The organism is Sphaerisporangium sp. NPDC051011 (assembly GCF_040653595.1).
In the GTDB taxonomy this organism is placed as follows: domain Bacteria; phylum Actinomycetota; class Actinomycetes; order Streptosporangiales; family Streptosporangiaceae; genus Sphaerisporangium.
The window spans coordinates 86,326-102,286 of sequence record NZ_JBFAGG010000015.1 but is presented as its reverse complement, the minus strand read 5'-3'; the positions used below and the strand labels follow the sequence as shown (position 1 = coordinate 102,286).

General features: G+C 72.9%; 18 protein-coding genes. 7 read left to right on the top strand and 11 right to left on the bottom strand.

All coding sequences use genetic code 11. The features are described 5' to 3' along the window. The first annotated feature begins 240 nt into the window (after nt 1-240). The 7 genes from AB0H21_RS30450 to AB0H21_RS30420 all read left to right on the top strand — a co-directional run bounded on the left by AB0H21_RS30450 (nt 241) and on the right by AB0H21_RS30420 (nt 5,425). A complete protein-coding gene (locus tag AB0H21_RS30450) occupies nt 241-1,560 on the top strand; it encodes an MFS transporter (protein WP_358523384.1) in 1,320 nt (439 codons plus the stop codon). Continuing rightward, nucleotides 1,524-2,615 (top strand): FAD-dependent oxidoreductase, encoded by a 1,092-nt coding sequence (locus AB0H21_RS30445; protein ID WP_358523382.1) that lies wholly within the window; start codon nt 1,524-1,526, stop codon nt 2,613-2,615. The genes AB0H21_RS30450 and AB0H21_RS30445 overlap by 37 nt, the downstream gene beginning before the upstream one ends. Before the next feature lie 126 nt (nt 2,616-2,741). Further along, nucleotides 2,742-3,278: a DinB family protein gene (locus AB0H21_RS30440; RefSeq protein WP_358523692.1), complete on the top strand. Its 537-nt coding sequence runs from the start codon at nt 2,742-2,744 to the stop codon at nt 3,276-3,278. Nucleotides 3,279-3,454: 176 nt separating this feature from the next. Beyond that, nucleotides 3,455-3,637: a hypothetical protein gene (locus AB0H21_RS30435; protein WP_358523379.1), complete on the top strand. Its 183-nt coding sequence runs from the start codon at nt 3,455-3,457 to the stop codon at nt 3,635-3,637. Continuing rightward, nucleotides 3,634-4,413, top strand: a complete 780-nt coding sequence (locus AB0H21_RS30430) for a thioredoxin domain-containing protein (protein WP_358523377.1) — start codon at nt 3,634-3,636, stop codon at nt 4,411-4,413. The genes AB0H21_RS30435 and AB0H21_RS30430 overlap by 4 nt, the downstream gene beginning before the upstream one ends. A gap of 1 nt (nt 4,414) precedes the next feature. After that, entirely contained in the window at nt 4,415-4,759 is a 345-nt protein-coding gene (locus AB0H21_RS30425; RefSeq protein WP_358523375.1) for a cytochrome c biogenesis protein CcdA, read from the top strand. A gap of 102 nt (nt 4,760-4,861) precedes the next feature. Then, nucleotides 4,862-5,425 carry a GNAT family N-acetyltransferase gene (locus AB0H21_RS30420; RefSeq protein WP_358523372.1) on the top strand — a complete coding sequence of 188 codons (564 nt, stop codon included), beginning with the start codon at nt 4,862-4,864 and terminating at the stop codon, nt 5,423-5,425. A gap of 16 nt (nt 5,426-5,441) precedes the next feature. Here AB0H21_RS30420 and AB0H21_RS30415 read toward each other — a convergent pair whose 3' ends face one another. The 11 genes from AB0H21_RS30415 to AB0H21_RS30365 form a co-directional block, all read right to left on the bottom strand. After that, on the bottom strand, nt 5,442-6,428 hold the full coding sequence (locus tag AB0H21_RS30415) for a tyrosine-type recombinase/integrase (protein ID WP_358523369.1): 987 nt from the start codon (nt 6,426-6,428) through the stop codon (nt 5,442-5,444). A 57-nt stretch (nt 6,429-6,485) separates the two neighbouring features. Next, entirely contained in the window at nt 6,486-7,118 is a 633-nt protein-coding gene (locus AB0H21_RS30410; protein WP_358523367.1) for a helix-turn-helix domain-containing protein, read from the bottom strand. A 147-nt stretch (nt 7,119-7,265) separates the two neighbouring features. Then, a complete protein-coding gene (locus AB0H21_RS30405; RefSeq protein WP_358523364.1) occupies nt 7,266-7,646 on the bottom strand; it encodes a SchA/CurD-like domain-containing protein in 381 nt (126 codons plus the stop codon). Nucleotides 7,647-7,849: 203 nt separating this feature from the next. After that, nucleotides 7,850-8,665, bottom strand: a complete 816-nt coding sequence (locus AB0H21_RS30400) for an antibiotic biosynthesis monooxygenase (RefSeq protein ID WP_358523361.1) — start codon at nt 8,663-8,665, stop codon at nt 7,850-7,852. 124 nt (nt 8,666-8,789) lie between these two features. Further along, complete coding sequence (locus AB0H21_RS30395; protein WP_358523359.1) at nt 8,790-9,257, bottom strand: SRPBCC family protein; 468 nt, start codon at nt 9,255-9,257, stop codon at nt 8,790-8,792. 13 nt (nt 9,258-9,270) lie between these two features. After that, nucleotides 9,271-9,522 (bottom strand): acyl carrier protein, encoded by a 252-nt coding sequence (locus AB0H21_RS30390; RefSeq protein ID WP_358523358.1) that lies wholly within the window; start codon nt 9,520-9,522, stop codon nt 9,271-9,273. Nucleotides 9,523-9,631: 109 nt separating this feature from the next. Continuing rightward, the gene (locus AB0H21_RS30385; RefSeq protein ID WP_358523355.1) at nt 9,632-10,906 is read right to left on the bottom strand and encodes a ketosynthase chain-length factor; all 1,275 of its coding nucleotides are present in this window, start codon (nt 10,904-10,906) and stop codon (nt 9,632-9,634) included. Beyond that, nucleotides 10,903-12,174, bottom strand: coding sequence for a beta-ketoacyl-[acyl-carrier-protein] synthase family protein (locus AB0H21_RS30380; protein ID WP_358523690.1), 1,272 nt, complete (start codon nt 12,172-12,174; stop codon nt 10,903-10,905). The genes AB0H21_RS30385 and AB0H21_RS30380 overlap by 4 nt, the downstream gene beginning before the upstream one ends. A gap of 197 nt (nt 12,175-12,371) precedes the next feature. Continuing rightward, nucleotides 12,372-12,842, bottom strand: coding sequence for a cupin domain-containing protein (locus AB0H21_RS30375; RefSeq protein ID WP_358523353.1), 471 nt, complete (start codon nt 12,840-12,842; stop codon nt 12,372-12,374). Then, nucleotides 12,835-13,164 carry a TcmI family type II polyketide cyclase gene (locus tag AB0H21_RS30370; RefSeq protein ID WP_358523351.1) on the bottom strand — a complete coding sequence of 110 codons (330 nt, stop codon included), beginning with the start codon at nt 13,162-13,164 and terminating at the stop codon, nt 12,835-12,837. The genes AB0H21_RS30375 and AB0H21_RS30370 overlap by 8 nt, the downstream gene beginning before the upstream one ends. A 315-nt stretch (nt 13,165-13,479) precedes the next feature. Beyond that, nucleotides 13,480-15,555 (bottom strand): BTAD domain-containing putative transcriptional regulator, encoded by a 2,076-nt coding sequence (locus tag AB0H21_RS30365; protein ID WP_358523348.1) that lies wholly within the window; start codon nt 15,553-15,555, stop codon nt 13,480-13,482. Nucleotides 15,556-15,961: the final 406 nt, after the last annotated feature.

Genomic DNA, 15,961 nt, shown 5'->3' with positions numbered 1-15,961 from the left:
TGCCCGCACCGGGGCAGGCCCTCGCATCGCGCCTGGGAACGCGCCCGCCAGGCAACCGCCGCTCGCCCATCCCGTCGGCGAATTCGGCCTCGTCTCACACCTCATCACCAGGCGCCGCCCCAGCCGCCCCACATCCCGCAGACAAGGACTCCCCTGCCTGAGCCCGAACCCCTCGCCGGCACCGGCCCCATAATTCCCGTCCCGGCCAGCGCGGCCATCGATGCTGTCCAGCGGCGCACGATGACCGTGCTGGTCTTCGCACAGATCATCGGTACCGTGGGGGTAGGTGTCGCACCCTCGATCGGCATCCTGCTGGCCGGCGCGGTCACCAACAGCGAAGCGTGGGCGGGTCTGGCCCGCACCGCGAGCACGCTCGGCGCGGCGCTGCTCGGCCTGCCGCTGGGCACTCTCGCCGCACGCCGAGGACGCCGCGCCGCCCTCGCCGGCGGCTGGTGGACGGCAGCCGCCGGCGGCGCGGTGCTGGTCGCTGCGGCGCAGTGGAGCATGATCGTCCCGCTCTTCGCCGGCCTGCTGCTGATCGGCGCCGGTTTGGCGGTGAGCCTGCAATCACGGTTCGCCGCCACCGACCTCGCGCAGCCGCACCACAAAGCACGCTCGCTGGCCCTGGTGGTCTGGGTTGGAACCCTCGGCTCCGTACTCGGCCCGAACCTCGGCGCGCCCGGCGAGATCATCGGCACCGCCACCGGCCTCACCGTGTACGCCAGCGCCTTCCTCATCGCCGCGGTCTGCCTGGCCATCGCCGGTCTGATCGTGTGGGTGTGGCTGCGTCCCGACCCGTTGCTGTTCCTCGGGCAGACCACGCCGGCATCACCCGCGGGTCCTGGTGGCAGGCGGCAGGGCCGCATCCGGCAGGTGCTCGCCGAGCTGCGCGTCAACCAGCGGGCCCGGGTGGCGGTGGTGGCGATTCTCACCGCCCAGGCGGTGATGGTCGCGATCATGACGATGACGCCGGTCCATGTCACCCACCAGGGCGGCTCGATCACCATCGTCGGCATCACGATCAGCCTGCACATCGTCGGCATGTACGCCCCGGCCCCGCTCGTCGGCCTGATCGCCGACGGCTACGGTCACCGGTCGGCGATCAGCGCCGGGCTCGGCATCCTCGCCGTCTCGCTCGTGATCGGCGCCGTGAAACCCGACGACACCGGCTGGATCATCACGTCGCTGATCCTGCTGGGCATCGGCTGGTCCTTCGTCAATGTCGCCGGGTCCGCGCTGTTCAACGCCGTCGTCTCCACCGAGACCCGCGCCTCGTCCCAGGGCGGGGTCGATGCGCTGTCGAACTTCTGCGGGGCGACCGCGGCGTTCGCGGCCGGCCCGCTGCTGGCCGCCGGCAGCTTCTCCCTGCTGTCCGTCCTGGCCCTCATCGCGCTCGTTCCGCTGACCATCCTCATGGCCGGCCGTGCCCTCACCCCGCCAGAGCGCGTGAACCGCACGCCCAGCGGTCGCCGTCATCGTCCTGGCCCCACCGTCAGCGCGTGCAGCTCGGAAGGGAGGCGCACATGTCGCCTACCACCTCTCAGCACGACGTCGTCGTGATCGGTGCCGGCCCGGCCGGCCTCACGGCGGCGGCCGCCCTGCACGCGGCCGGGCTCGACACGGTGTGCGTGGAGGCACGCGACCGCACCGGAGGGAGGCTGGCAACCACCGCTGACGGGCTCGATTTGGGCGCCACCTGGTTCTGGGACGGCGAACCACGAGTCGCCGCGCTCGCCGCCCGGCTCGATGTCGCCCTCTTCGAGCAGCACCGCGCAGGTGATGCGATCGCGCAGCAATCCGCCGGTATCCAGCGGGTCACCGGCAACCCGATCGACGTGCCGGCCTACCGGTACCGGCCGGGCGCCGCAGCGCTGACCTCCGGCCTTGCGGCCCAGCTGCCGGACGCAGCGCTGCCGCTGTCGACCCCGGCCACGGGTATCCGCCGCAACGGCGGCACGGTCGAGGTGCGAACGGTTGCCGGGTGCCTGAACGCCGGCCAGGTCGTGCCGGCGATCCCGTCGGCACTCGCTACGGCGAACATCGACTTCCACGGCGCACTGGAGCCGGAGCCGGCACGTCTCGCCGAGGCCACCCCGGTCTGGATGGGCGGCTTCGTCAAGGTCGTGGCCACCTACCGCACCACGTTCTGGCGGGCAGCGGGCCTGGCGGGAGCGGCGATCAGCTGGACCGGCCCGTTGCGGGAGATCCATGACATGTCCGGCCCGGACGGCTCGCCGGCCGCCCTGTTCGGGTTCGCTCCCGCCGCCGGTCCCGGATTCGCGACGGCCGTGACCGCCCAGCTGGCGCAGCTGTTCGGCCAGGAGGCGGCCCAGCTCGAAGCACTGCACGTGCATGACTGGAGCAGCGAACGGTGGACCTCGCCGCCCGGGGCGCAGCACCTGACGGACTACGGCCTGTTCGGGCATCCGCTCTACCAGCGGCCCGCGCTGGCCGGCCGATTGCACTGGGCATCGACCGAAACCGCCACCAGCCACGCCGGCCACGTCGAAGGCGCCCTCCTCGCCGGCGAGCAGGCCGCCCACGCGGTCCTCGCAGCCCATACCGCGCAGCGAGCCGGTGCGAGACCGGCGGCCGGGCTCGGGAGATCATGGTGACGGCTCGGCGCGGGGCGTCCCACCCGCCAGCCGTACAGGCCGACCCGGCCCCACCGCACGCGCCACACCCCTGCCCCAAGGCCGGCGTCCTCGTGACCACCCGCACGACGATCGGATGTGACCGCAATGTATGAGATCCCGCATCTGCTGGCGGAGTACGACCGCGCCCGTGCCTACACCGACGAGCTCTGGCGCGACCTGACGGCCGAGGAACTGCACTGGCGCCCGGAGCAGAACTTCAGCCCCATTGGCTGGCACCTCGGGCACCAGGCGCACGTGGCGCATTTCATGATCCGTAACCTCACCGCGGCCGAACCGAGCCCCGCACCCGACCTGGACGACCTCATGGACTCCGCCAACCCGGAAGCCAACCGGCTGCCCCTGCCGGACCCCCGGCGACTGGCCGACTTCCGGGCCACCGTCGGCGAACGGGTCCATGCCCGCATGAACGCCATCGGAGCCGGAGACGTCGGTGCCCCCGCCCAGCTCAAGATCATCGCGCAGGCCCTGCTCATGGCGATCATCAACCACGAGTACCAGCACGACCGCTGGATCGGCGAGGTCCGCAACCGCGACCTCGGCCACGCCCTGCCCGACGCCCCGATCTCCGATCGGCTCACCACCATCGACGGATACCTGGTCGTCTGCGGATGGAACGCATGATCACACCCACGCGCCGGTCATGAGCGTCTGGGCCCCGAGCAGCTTCGTGAGCATCGCCGATCCAGCCAAGCCGCAGCCGCGCTCTGTCCCTGCCGCTCACGCCCAATCGCCACCGGCCGAGCCGTCGGCTCGCCCGGTAATTTTCCGCCCCACTATGGACCTTTGAAAGCACATCTATGCCTCACATGCGAGACGTGATCGACCAGACCATCCAGCAGGAGGTGCTGGTCGCCGGCAGCCCTATGCCAGCGGACACCGAGGTGGCATGGCCAGCCCCATACCGAGCCATGGCCCGGATCCTGCAACAGACAGCCGCCGGGCACACCCTGGAGGCCGACCTCGTGGAGTTCCTCACGTGAGCGAGCGCACCACGTCGACCCCCAGTACGACGAAGACCCCGACCGGCGCCGAGCAGAGCCGCTCACGCACCGTGCGGCTGATCACCGTGTCGCTCGGGATACTCGTTGTCGCCGTGGTCGGGATCCTGGCACAAACGTCGCAGCAAACCGTGTCCCAGCCGCACACCAGCGCCGCGACACCGGCCGCCACTCCCACCACGACAACAAGCCAGGGCCCACGGGCGCAACTGGTACGGCGCGACCCCAACGACCCCGCCGCGGCCGGCCCGGTGGACGCTCCCGTCGTGCTCATCGAGTACGCCGACTTCACCTGCAAGTACTGCGCCGCCTTCGCCGAGCAGACCCTGCCCGCCCTCCTGGCGCAGTACGTCGAGCAGGGCAAACTCCGCATCGAATGGCGGGATGCGCCCGTGCTCAGCCAGCACTCGGTCAATGCCGCGCTCGCCGCCCGCGCGGCCGCTCGACAGAACCTGTTCTGGCAGTACTACGAGGCCCTGTATGCGCGCACCTTCGCCGGAAACTCCGACTGGAGCCGCAAGGAGCTCATCAACATCGCCGCCTCCATCGACAAGCTGGATGTGCCCGCGTTCACCAAGGCGCTCGACGACCCCGCCGTCGCGCAGTTCGTGGAGAAGGAGGCGCAAACCTCCGCCGCGCTCGGTGTGACCGGCACTCCCACGTTCGTGCTCGGGGAGGAAGTCGTCAACGGCGCGCAGCCTATCGAGGTGTTCCGCCAACTCATCGACGCCCAGCTGGCCGAGGCCGGGAAGGGCTGAGATGGACATCGGCTACCTCGGCGCGTTTCTCGGCGGCCTGCTGAGCCTGCTGTCACCGTGCTCGGCCATGCTGCTGCCAGCCTTCTTCGCCTACGCCTTCTCCCGGCCCGCGCTCCTGGTGGCCCGCACCGGCGTGTTCTACCTCGGGCTCGTCACCACGCTCGTACCGCTCGGCGTGTTCGCCGCGACCGCAGGGGCGTTCCTGTCCCAGCAACGCGGTACCCTGCTCACCGTCGTCGCCATCGTGGTGATCGTCTTCGGAAACCGGACACTCGTCGGGCGGTTGCCGGTTCTCGCAGAACTGGTCATTTCTGAGAACACGAAGAGTCACAAGCGCTACGCGTAGCTACATTGCGGCCGATTCCAGCGTCCAGATGGCGGGTCGGCAGAGGTTCGGCCGTAGCGCCAAAATCCGGTCCGATCCTCCCCGAAGGGCCAAGATGGGGCCATGCCGCAGACCGGACGACTGATCCTGCGCCAGTGGCGCGAGGAGGACCTCGAGCCCTTCGCCGAGATGAACGCCGACCCCGAGGTGATGGAGCACTTCCCGGCGCCGCTGACCCGGGCCGAGAGTGACGCGCTGGCCGAACGCGCCCGCACCCGCCTGCAGGAGCACGGGTTCGGCCTGTGGGTGGTGGAGGTGCGCGAGACCGGGGAGTTCGCGGGGTTCACCGGCTTGGCCTGGCAGCGGTTCCAGGCGCCGTTCACCCCGGCGGTGGAGGTCGGCTGGCGGCTGCGCCGCGCGGCGTGGGGCCGGGGGTACGCCACCGAGGCGGCGGGCGCGGCCCTGGACCACGGGTTCGGGCCCGCGGGCCTGACGGAGGTGATCTCCATGACCGCGGTGTCCAACCTGCGCTCCCAGGCCGTCATGCGGCGCCTGGGCATGACGCGCGACCCGGCCGAGGACTTCGAGCACCCGAGCGTCCCGCCGGGCCATCCTGTGCGCCCGCACGTGCTCTACCGGCTCGGCGCCGCCGACTGGCTGCGCCGCCGCGCCCCCTCCGCGGGCTGAGCGCCGCCAGGGGGCCTCACCCGCCCGGCCTGAGGGGGCGGGCGGCGGGCATCTCCAGCCGGTCCACCGCCTCGCGGCGCCGGGACTCGGGGCGGCGGTCGTAGCGGGCGGTGGTGACGGGGGAGGCGTGGCCGACCAGCGCCTGCGCCGTGGCCAGGTCGACCCCGGCGTCCAGCAGCTCGCCGATGAACGTACGCCGGAAGTCGTGCGGGGTGCGCTTGGCCGCCCCGGCCGCGGCCAGCCGGCGGGTCAGGATGTCGGCGATGGCCTGCCCGGTCATCGCGGCCGGCCGCCCGCCGGGTGCGCGCAGCCGCCCGGCCTTGTTGATCGACGGGAACAGCGCCCCCGGCGCCGCCCCGCGCACCGCCAGCCAGGCCTCGATGCGCGCCACGGCCTCGCGGGTGAGGTAGACCAGGCGTTCCTTGTCGCGCTTGCCGCACACGCGCAGCGAACGCGCCGCGGGGTCGTAGTCGTCCAGCGCCAGCCCGGCGATCTCGGCGCGGCGGCAGCCGGTGGAGTACAGCACCGCCAGCAGCGCGCCGTCGCGCGCCCCGGCGGGGGAGTCGTCGCGGTCGCAGGCGGCCAGGGCGGCCCCGGCGACCTCGGCGGGGACGTGCTGCCCGGCGGGCAGGCGGCTGTGGCGGACGGTGGGCAGGTCGGCGGCGCGGTGGTACTCCTCGGCGGTCATCTGGCCAAGGCGCCAGGCCTCGCGCATGACCCGGCGCAGCGCGACCAGATGCTTGTTGACGTAGGCCGGGGACCAGCCCTGCTCGGTGAGGATCGTGCGGATGCGCACGGTGTGCTCGTAGCGCAGCAGGTGCCAGGGCTGGCCGGCGCCGGTGGCCGCCTGGTCGCCGGTGATGACCCGGGCGACCCGGTCCAGGCAGCCGCGCATCGTGCGCCGGGACTCGGCGCCGGTCAGAGAGTCGAGGTAGACCCGGTAGGGGTCGCCGTCGCGCGCGATCGCGCCGGGCCCGGGGTCGCGTACGGCGGGTGCGTCCACGTGACGATCTTAGACCGGCCCGCATCCGCCGGGTCTCCCGATCCCCCTCTTGTTGATCTACATTGTAAAGGCGTCCGGTCGGGTACCGATCGACACGACCAGGTCGGTGAGCCTGCGGCCCTCCGCCAGCAACCCCGCAACGAGGGCCAGATCATCGCAGGCCAGGCGGGCGCGGGACTGCCAGGTCTCGCGCAGCTCCCGCAGGGCGGGCTCGGCACGCGCCCGGTACGCCGGCAGGTCGGGGTGGACCAGCACGCGGCCCGGCGTGCCGCGGCGGGCCGCGCAGCCCCGGCGTTCCAGCCGGTCCACGGCCCGGGCGGCGCCGTCGCCGGACAGGCCGGCCGCGGCGGCCAGCTCGCGCGTCCGCAGCGGCCCCTGGCGTGACAGCGCGCACAGGCAGCGGAACTCCTCCGGCTCCAGCCCGGCGCGGGCGGCCAGGGCCTCGACCAGCCGCCGGGCCTGGGCGAACAGGGCGGCGGCTTCGCGCTCGACGGCTTCGAGGACCCCGACGCCCGCGTCGCCGTGCTCACCGGGCCGGCCGTGCTTTTCGAGGCGGGCCGGTTCGCCGGTGTCCTCACTCTCCGTGCTCCTACGGCCGGCCGACCGGTGTGGTGCGCGGGTCTGGTCTCGGGCCGTGCGGTGGGGCGCCCGTCCGGGTCGTCGCGGGGGCGGGGTGGAGTCGTTGGCCATGGTCGCGGTCACTCCCTTCGCGGCGGGGCCCGGCCGCCGGTGTGGCGTCCGGGCCCGGGTACGGCGGAGCGTGATGCTCACCGGCTCGCCGTCCCGCCGATCGGGCCGCCGGTGCGGGGCGGCGTCGCGGCGGGCCGGCGGGCGGTGTCACATCCGGGTCGGCTGGGTCTCGGCGGACGACTGGGTGAGGCAGCGCATAGTGGCGTTGCGGAAGAACGCGGCGAAGCCGTCGGCGGTGCCGGTGTCGCGGGCGTCGGCGAGGTAGGGCACGATGCGGTCCTCGACGGCGTGCACGTGCCGCTGGGAGGCCAGGTGCCGGGCGATGCCGGCGAAGTCGCCCTCGTAGTGGATGACCCGGACCAGTACGTCGTCCTTGACGAACACGCCGGTGCCGAGCAGGCGGGCGGTCTCGCGGCCGTGCTCGTCGGTGACGATGGGCGATTCCAGGGCCGGGGCGTCGCCGAAGACGTCGGCGAGCTCGTCCTCGTGGCCGGGTTCGACGCGGAAAGTGATCATCGCGTAGGGCATCGGATACCTCCATGGGACACGTCGTTGCGGGTCGTGGCAGATCTCGGCGGGTCGTGCGGGCCGCGGGGATCGCCCGGTGCCGGAGCGATCCCCGCGGCCGACGCCCGCCCGGACGGCACACCCGCCGGCCTGGGCGGGCGGCCGGGGTTCGGCAGCCGGCCCGGTAGCCGGCTGGGTAGGGCTCGGCAAGCCGGCCGGGCGGCTCAGTAGGCGGCCACGACCTCGTAGGAACCGAAGATCCCGAGGCCCTTGTCGTGGTAGCGGGCGAGCGGGGAGGTGGTGGGCAGGTGCTCGGGGCTGCGCTCCCACTCGCGGTAGGTGGGCACGTCGTCCCACTCGCTCAGCACCGCGTACCGGCGCGGGTCGCGCAGCGAGCGCAGCAGCTCGTTGCCGCGCAGGCCGGTCCTGCCCGCCAGGGTGGTGCTGATCTGGTGGTAGGCGCTCTCGATCGAGCCCTTGTCGGACTCGGGCTCGTTGAGGTACAGCGCGACGCGCACCCGGCCCGGGGTGAGGGCGGGGCGGCCGCCCAGGCGCTCGGCGACCACCATCGGGATCATGGAGGTGCCGGCCGAGTCCCGGAAGGGGTCCAGCCGCATGCGGTTGGCGGCGTGCTCGGGGCTGTGCTCGAAGCGGCGGAACTTCTCCTCGTTCTCCCAGTCGCTGACGATGTAGTAGACGCCGTCCTCGTCCGGGCTCTTGGCCAGCGACTGGCCGACGTTGGCGGGCTGGCGGGCGATGGTGGCGGCGATCTCGCGCCAGGTCCGTTCGAAGTCGCGCTCCATGCCCGGGTGGACGCGCATCTTCACCATGACGCGGTACACCGCGCCGTCGTCGCCCCCGCGGCCGCCGCCGGTGCCCTGGCCGGCGGAGCCGTGCTGCGCGGACCGGCCCTGCTGGCCCTGCTGGCCCTGCTGTGCGTTGCGCCCGTTGCGCCCGTTGGACGTCTCGCGCGCGCCGGTGTCGCGGGTGGTGGACCGGGCGTGGTCCTTGCGCTGGTCCTTGGAGTCCTTGGCGTTCATGCCTGCTCTCTTCTTTCCGTCGTACTGGCTGGTGGGCCTGATGAGTGTGGAAGGGACGGTGTGCCGGGGAGAGCGGACCGGACGGCGAGGTGTGGTGTCCGGCGGATGGCGGGCCCGGAAGGGGTCACATCCGGGCGGGTGAGGCGGAGGCGGCCTCCTCGACGAGCTGCCGGATCCGGTTCATCTGGATCACGGTGTTGTCGTTGAGGCGCTTGGTCATCTGCTTGTCGCTGAGCGGCGCGTCCGGCTTCATCTCGAAGTCCTGGACCCAGCGCATGCGCACGGCGTCGGGGACCTCGGTGTACTCCCAGAACAGGTTCATGTACTTGAACCAGCCGGGTTCGACGCGGTGGGCGCGCACGGTGCGGGTGGCCGGGTCGGGGGTGCGCTCGGAGACCCAGCTCCACTGGTTGCCCTCGGCGTCGGGGTGCATGGTGAGCCGGAAGCGTACGGTGGGCCCGCGCTGCTCCAGGATCTCGGTGGCGGCGTACTCGCTGAACAGCGTGGGCCAGGCCTCGACGTCGTTGGTCATGTTCCAGACCAGGTCCATCGGCCCCGCGATGATGATCTCGTTGTCGGTGTGTCCTGCCATGGTTCCTCCGATGTCAGGCCGCAAGGCGGCGGTTGACGTAGTCGACGGCCGCCTGCGGGGTCTTCATCTCGTCGACGGCGTCGTCGGGGATGCGGACGCCGAGCTGCTGCTGGATGCGGGCGGCCATCTCCAGCACGGCCAGGGAGTCGTAGCCGAGCTCGGCGAACGACACCTCGCCGATGTCCCCGGCCAGGTCGAGGGTCTCGGGCACGCCGGCGCAGCCGCCCATGATGCGTCTCATGTCGTCGAGGGTGAACGTGGTCATGTCGTCCTCCGTTGTCGCGGATAGGAGCGGATCGGATCGGGGCTGGGCGCCGCCGAAGGCGCCACCAGGGGTGGCGCCGCGGGAGGCGCGGTGAGAGGCCGTGCCGGGTTCAGGTGGCGGTGAGCAGCAGCACCGCGTTGAACCCGCCGTGGCCCCGGGCCAGGACCAGCGCGTTGCGCACCGGCCCTTCCCTGGCCGTGCTGCGCACCAGGTCCAGCTCGTAGGCGGGGGAGGCGGCGCGCACCCCCACGGTGGGCGGGATCACCCCGTCGCGGATGGCCAGCAGCGCCGTGGCGACGTCCAGGGACGCGCCGCCCGCGTACAGGCGGCCGGTCATGGTCTTGGGCGCGGTCACCGGCACCCCGTGCGGGCCGAAGACCGCCGAGATGGCCTGCGCCTCCAGCCGGTCGTGGGCGGGCACGCCGAGGGCGTCGGCGAAGACGACGTCCACCTCGCCCGGCTCGATGCGGGCCTCCCGCAGGGCCAGGGTGATCGCGCGGCGCAGGTTGGAGCGGGGCTCCTGCCCGGGGAGCGGACGAGGGTCGAAGGTGGCGGCGTAGCCGGCGACGGCGCCGTAGGGGCGGGCGCCGCGGGCGCGGGCGGCGTCGGCGTCCTCCATGATGAGCATCGCCCCGCCCTCGCCGGGGACGTACCCGCAGGCGTCGTCGTCGAAGGGCAGGTAGGCGCGCTCGGGGTCGTCGCGGGTGCTGAGCAGCCCGGTGGAGATCTGGGCGACCAGGCCGTAGGGGCACAGGGAGGCGTCGGTGCCGCCGGTGACCACCACGCGGGCGTCCTGGCGCAGCAGCCTGCGGCCCTGGGCGAGCACGTCCAGGCCGCCGGCCTGCTCGGCGCAGATGACGCCGCAGGGGCCGCGCATGCCGTAGCGGATGGAGATCTGCCCGGTGGTGGCGGCGTAGAACCAGGCGATGGACTGGTAGACGCCGACGTATCCGGGGCCCTGGGACCACAGCTTCTCGATCTCGCGCTGGCCGAACTCGGTGCCGCCGGAGGAGCCGGCGGTGACGACGGCCATCTCGTACTCGGGCAGTGCGGCGGGGTCGACCCCGGCGTCGCGCAGCGCCATGTCGGCGGCGGTGAGGCCGAGGTGGCTCCAGTGGTCGGTCTGGACGGCCAGGCGGCTGGGCACGTGATCGGTGGCGTCGAACTCCGACACCTCCCCGGCGACGCGCACCGGGTAGCGGTCGGAGTCGAAGCGGGTGATGCGGCCGAGGCCGCTCTTGCCGTCGAGCGTGGCGGCCCAGTAGGCCGGGGTGCCCAGGCCGTTGGGCGCGGCGACGCCGATGCCGGTCACCACCGGGCGGTCGTCGTGACGTGCGGGTGTGCGGGAGCGTGCGCGGGAGTGTGCGCGTGCGGGTTCGGTCATTCACGGCCGCCTTCCTGGCCGGGTCTGTCGCCGCGGGCGAGCAGCATCGCCGTCTGGAAGCCGCCGAACCCGCTGCCGACGCTGAGCACGACGTCGACCCGCGTGTCGCGGGCCGTGAGCGGGACGTAGTCCAGGTCGCATTCGGGGTCGGCGGTGTGCAGGTTGGCGGTGGGCGGGACGACGTTGTGGGTGATGGCGAGCGCGCAGGCGGCGACCTCGATGGATCCGATGGCGCCGAGCGAGTGCCCGATCATGGACTTGATGGAGCTGACGGGGACCCGGTAGGCGTGCTCGCCGAGGGCCGCCTTGAAGGCGGCGGTCTCGTGGCGGTCGTTCTGGCGGGTTCCCGAGCCGTGGGCGTTGACGTAGTCGACCTGGCCGGGGCGCAGCCGGGCCTGGTGCAGGGCGGTGCGGATCGCCTCGGCCATCTCACGGCCGTCGGGCTTGAGGCCGGTCATGTGGTAGGCGTTGCTGCGGCTGGCGAAGCCGACGATCTCGGCGTACACCCGTGCCCCGCGGGCCAGGGCGGCGTCGCGCTCCTCAAGGACCATCATGGCCGAGCCCTCGCCGAGGACGAAGCCGTTGCGGTCCAGGTCGAAGGGGCGTGAGGCGGTGCCGGGGATGTCGTTGCTGGGCGAGGTGGCCTTGATGGCGTCGAAGCAGGCGACGGTGATCGGCGAGATCGGCGCGTCGGAGGCCCCGGCCAGGACGGCGTCGGCGCCGCCCTCGCGGACGAGCTGGTAGCCGTGGCCGACCGAGTCCAGGCCGGCGGTGCAGCCGGTGGAGATGAGCGCGACCGGGCCCTCGGCGGCGCCGGCCCAGGCGACCTCGGTGGCGATGGTGCTCGGGATCATGTACCCGTAGAGCTGGGGCACCCCGTAGGCGGGGTCGACGAGCCACTGGCGGCCGCCGTCGCTGAGCACGACGTACTCCTGTTCCAGGCCCATGGTGCAGCCGACGGCGCTGCCGACGGTGACGCCGAGCCGTTCGGGCGGCACGTCGCGGGGTGTCAGGCCGCTGTCGGCCAGGGCCTGGCGGGCGCTGACCACGCCGAGTTGCGCGGCGCGGTCCATGCGGCGGACCTCCTGCGGGGACAGCCCGTGCGCGGCCGGGTCGAAGTCGCACTCGGCGGCGATGCGGGAGCGGAACCCGGTGGCGTCGAACAGGGTGATCGCCCGCGTGGCGGTGCGCCCGGCGGTGAGCAGGTCCCAGAACGGCCCGGTGCCGATGCCGCCGGGCGCGGCGACGCCGATCCCGGTGATGACCACGCGGCGGCCGGTGCGGGCGTGGCGTGAGCGCCGCGCGCCGGGGCGGGCACGGGTGCGGCGCCGGGCGCCCGGACGGGGCTCCGCGGCGCCGGCCGTGCCCGCCCGGCCCCCTGCGGCAACCGTGCTCACTGCGCCCGCCGAGCGGCCGGTGTCCCCCGCAAGTGCGGTGCCCGGCGCGCCGGCGGCGTCCGCGGCGTTCACCGCGGGCTCCCTGCCACGGCCTCCCCGGCGCCGCCGGGCCGGCCCGCGTGCCCGACCTCGGGCTCCTTGCCGGTGTGCGGGTTGGGCTCGGTGTCCACGTGCCCGAGTTCGGGCCGCGGCGCCAGAGGGCTGAGGTGGAAGACCATGCACACCTCGTCGTGGCCGTGGTTCTCCACCCGGTGCCGGACGTTGCGCGGCACCATCAGCGCCTCGCCGGGGGACAGGTCGATCTCCTGGCTGCCGTCGACGCGCACCCGCACCGTCCCGCGCACCACGTACATGAACTCCTCGGAGTACGGGTGGTAGTGCTCGATGAAGTGCTCGCCGGGCTTGAGGTAGGCGGCGCCCATGAAGCCGGAGGCGGCGCCGACGGTCTTGGGGCTGAGCATGACCCGGATGTCGCCGCCGCGGCGGCGGTTGGGCTCGACGTCCCCGGCGGTGATCTTGTTGAGGCGGATCTCAGTCACGGCCGTCGGCCTCCCAGGTGTAGAACGGCTCGGCCATGGCGTCCTTGGGCTCGCGCCAGTTCGGGTCGTAGGGGCGGATGTGCTCGCCGAGCCGCTGGTTGATCTCGCCGTACAGGGGGTGGCTGCGCGCCTTGTACAGGTTCGGCGTGATGTCCTGGTCGGCCTCGACGAGGTGGAAGTAGAGGTCGTGGAAGCGGAAGAGCGTGCGCCGCGACACCCCGATGATGTGGGGCAGGTCGCTCGCGTCAGAGTCCGCGAAGATCTTGGCGACGGCCTCCGTCTCGGAGGGCTCCATCCGTGCCACGATTAGCGTCCGATGCACCAGACGTCTCCTTTCGTCCTTAGACGGCAATGCTGTCCGGGACATCTGGAGTGCCGCTGATGCAGGGCTAGTGCCGGCCTGGCACCACCGCGCCGAGCGGTTGATAAAGCCATTTCGCCGCCGGGGCGCTTCGGTGTCCCGGCGGGTGATCCGTGTCAGGTACCGCCGGACGGGCGGGAACGGGGTCCTTGCGGACTCGAAGCCTGTGGAGACCCGGTAAGACCACTTCAGCGGCGCGGGTCGGTGAAGCAGGAAGCCGCAGAGGTGCCGCGCAGGTGCGGTACTGAATCTTCGGCATTCATGCCGAAGAGCACGTCAAGGGCCGAGGACGCGCGCCGGGCCGCCGTTGACGCACCCGGCGGGCCGCGCGAGCACCGGCAGGGAGACCTCCCCGCCGCCGTCCCCCTCCCGCCCGCCGCGCGCCTCCGCCGGCCCCTGGCCCGGAGCCTGCCCCGGTACCACCGGCGCACCGGCCGCCACCTGCCCCGCCTCGCCCTGCCGGGTGTCCCCGGCGTGCTCGCCGAAGGTGTCCAGCTCCCGCTCCAGGCACTCGCGCGCGTACAGCCGGACCAGCTCGTGGATGCCGTAGCGCACCTCGCCCGGCGGGCCGGGCCTGGCCGACAGCAGGTGACAGCCGGCCAGGCGCGCCAGCAGCCGTTCGGCGTGGTCGTCCTCGCAGCCCAGCAGCGCGCTGGTCTGCCGGGGGGTGATGTGGGGGGTCTGCAGCAGGCCGAGCAGCCGGAACAGGCTGCGCTCGGGGTCGCCGAGCCGTTCGTAGGTGCCGCGGAAGGCGGTGCGCACGTCCAGGTCGGCCACGCACAGGTCGGCCAGGCGGCTGCGCGGGTCCTCCAGCCGGTCGGCGAAGGTGCCCAGCGTGAGCCCCTGCCCGGCGGCCAGCCGCGACCCGGCGCAGCGCAGCGCCAGCGGCAGCCGCCCGCACAGGCGGACGATCCGCTCGGCCGCGTGACGCTCGGCGCTGGTGCGGGCCGGGCCGACGATGCGGCCCAGCAGCTCCAGCCCCTCCTCCTGGGTGAGCGGGTCCACCTCCACCATGCAGGCGCCGGCGAAGCCGTGCAGCGAGAAGCGGCTGGTGACGATCACCGCGCATCCGGCAGACCCGGGCAGCAGCGGCTGGATCTGCGCGGCGCCGCTCGCGTCGTCCAGCACGATGAGCACCTGCCGGTCGCTGCACCAGGTGCGGAACAGCTTGCTGCGCTCGTCGCGGTCGGCCGGGACGTCGCCGGGCGCCACGCCCGCGGCGCGCAGGAACCCGGCCAGCACCTCGCCGGGGTCGGCCGGGGCCGAGCCGCCGCCCAGGCCCGCGAACAGCTGGCCCGAGGGGAACGCGGCCCGGGCGCGGTGTGCGGCGTGCACGGCAAGGGCCGTCTGGCCGATGCCGGGCATCCCGCTGAGGCACAGCACCCGGACGGCCGTGCCGGGCTCGCCGCCCGCCCCGCCGCCGGCCAGCACCGCGGCGATCCGGTCGGTCACCTGGGCTCGCCCGACGAAGTCGGCGATGTCGGGCGGGAGCTGGGCGGGCCTGACCTCCATCGCCCTGGCCGCCGGCGCGGCGAACAGCACGGGGGAGGGGGACGGCGCCGGGGAGGCGGTCTCGGGCAGCGGGTCGGCCAGCTCGGGATGGTCCAGGCCCGGCTGCTCCAGCCCCGGGTCGGCCGACAGCAGCCGCTGCTGCAGGCGGCACAGCGCGGGGGAGGGCTCCAGGCCGAGCTGGCCGATGAGCACCTGGCGCAGGGTCTGGAACACCTCCAGCGCCTCACCGCGCCGCCCCACCTGGTACAGGGCGGTCATCAGCTTGGCGTAGAAGTCCTCGTTGAGCGGGTAGGTCGCGATCAGCTCCTTCAGCTCGCTGATCAGCTCACGGTGGCGGCCCAGGCGCAGGTCGGCGGCCAGGCGCAGCTGCAGGGCGCGCAGCCTGCCCTCCTCCAGCCGGGTGATCTGCGCCGACAGCAGTTCCCCTGCCGCCAGGTTGGCCAGCGCCGGTCCGCGCCACAGCGCCAGGGCCTGCGTCAGCGTGTCGGTGGCGTGCTGCGGGTCGCCGTGCTCCAGGCCGTTCCACCCCTCGGCGACCAGGCGGTCGAAGCGGAACACGTCGATGGTCTCGGGTGTGGTGGCCAGCAGGTAGCCGTAGGGCTGGGTGACCACCGAGGCGGGACCGCCGGTGCCGAGCATCTTGCGCAGCTTGTAGACGTAGGTGTGCAGCGTGGGCAGCGCGGTGGCCGGCGGCCGCTCGCCCCACAGCTCGTCGATCAGCTCGCGGGTGGACACGATCTGGTTGTGTCGCAGGACGAGCATCGCCAGCACCGCGCGCACCTTGGCGGCGCTCGGAGTCAGATCCGCGCCCTCGTCGACGACCTGAAGCGAACCCAGCACCCGGAATTCCATGTGATCTCCGCCTGATGATCGTCGAAGTCGTGCGAGCCCCGACCGGTGCGCGGCGCCGGTGCACGCCCGGCGCTGGTGGACCTCTCGAATTTAGATGAACTCGCTTATCGGAACTTCCGGAGAGATGGCTCATGAGGACAAAATCTGCGAAAAAGTCCTGGTCTGGTACTATATTCTTTACCTCGCGCTTATTTCCCGAATAGTGAAGTAGCGGATCTTCGTACGGATTCGCCGCCGCATCGCTGCCCGTTTTGATGTGAAATAGCGCATAATTTCGGCATAAAGGCCGTCGGGTTGGGGGAGACCCCGCCGCGCCCCTGCCGTCCCGACCCACCGCCAGGCCCCGTCCCCGCACGGTCCCCGCCCCGTCTTCGCACGGTCTTCCCGCGGTTCC

Bases quoted from the DNA above. Each gene is read 5' to 3' on its own strand.
- AB0H21_RS30450 (WP_358523384.1), top strand. From the start codon at position 241: ATGACCGTGCTGGTCTTCGCACAGATCATCGGTACCGTGGGGGTAGGT.
- AB0H21_RS30445 (WP_358523382.1), top strand. From the start codon at position 1,524: ATGTCGCCTACCACCTCTCAGCACGACGTCGTCGTGATCGGTGCCGGC.
- AB0H21_RS30440 (WP_358523692.1), top strand. From the start codon at position 2,742: ATGTATGAGATCCCGCATCTGCTGGCGGAGTACGACCGCGCCCGTGCC.
- AB0H21_RS30435 (WP_358523379.1), top strand. From the start codon at position 3,455: ATGCCTCACATGCGAGACGTGATCGACCAGACCATCCAGCAGGAGGTG.
- AB0H21_RS30425 (WP_358523375.1), top strand. From the start codon at position 4,415: ATGGACATCGGCTACCTCGGCGCGTTTCTCGGCGGCCTGCTGAGCCTG.
- AB0H21_RS30420 (WP_358523372.1), top strand. From the start codon at position 4,862: ATGCCGCAGACCGGACGACTGATCCTGCGCCAGTGGCGCGAGGAGGAC.
- AB0H21_RS30410 (WP_358523367.1), bottom strand. From the start codon at position 7,118: ATGGCCAACGACTCCACCCCGCCCCCGCGACGACCCGGACGGGCGCCC.
- AB0H21_RS30405 (WP_358523364.1), bottom strand. From the start codon at position 7,646: ATGCCCTACGCGATGATCACTTTCCGCGTCGAACCCGGCCACGAGGAC.
- AB0H21_RS30400 (WP_358523361.1), bottom strand. From the start codon at position 8,665: ATGAACGCCAAGGACTCCAAGGACCAGCGCAAGGACCACGCCCGGTCC.
- AB0H21_RS30395 (WP_358523359.1), bottom strand. From the start codon at position 9,257: ATGGCAGGACACACCGACAACGAGATCATCATCGCGGGGCCGATGGAC.
- AB0H21_RS30390 (WP_358523358.1), bottom strand. From the start codon at position 9,522: ATGACCACGTTCACCCTCGACGACATGAGACGCATCATGGGCGGCTGC.
- AB0H21_RS30385 (WP_358523355.1), bottom strand. From the start codon at position 10,906: ATGACCGAACCCGCACGCGCACACTCCCGCGCACGCTCCCGCACACCC.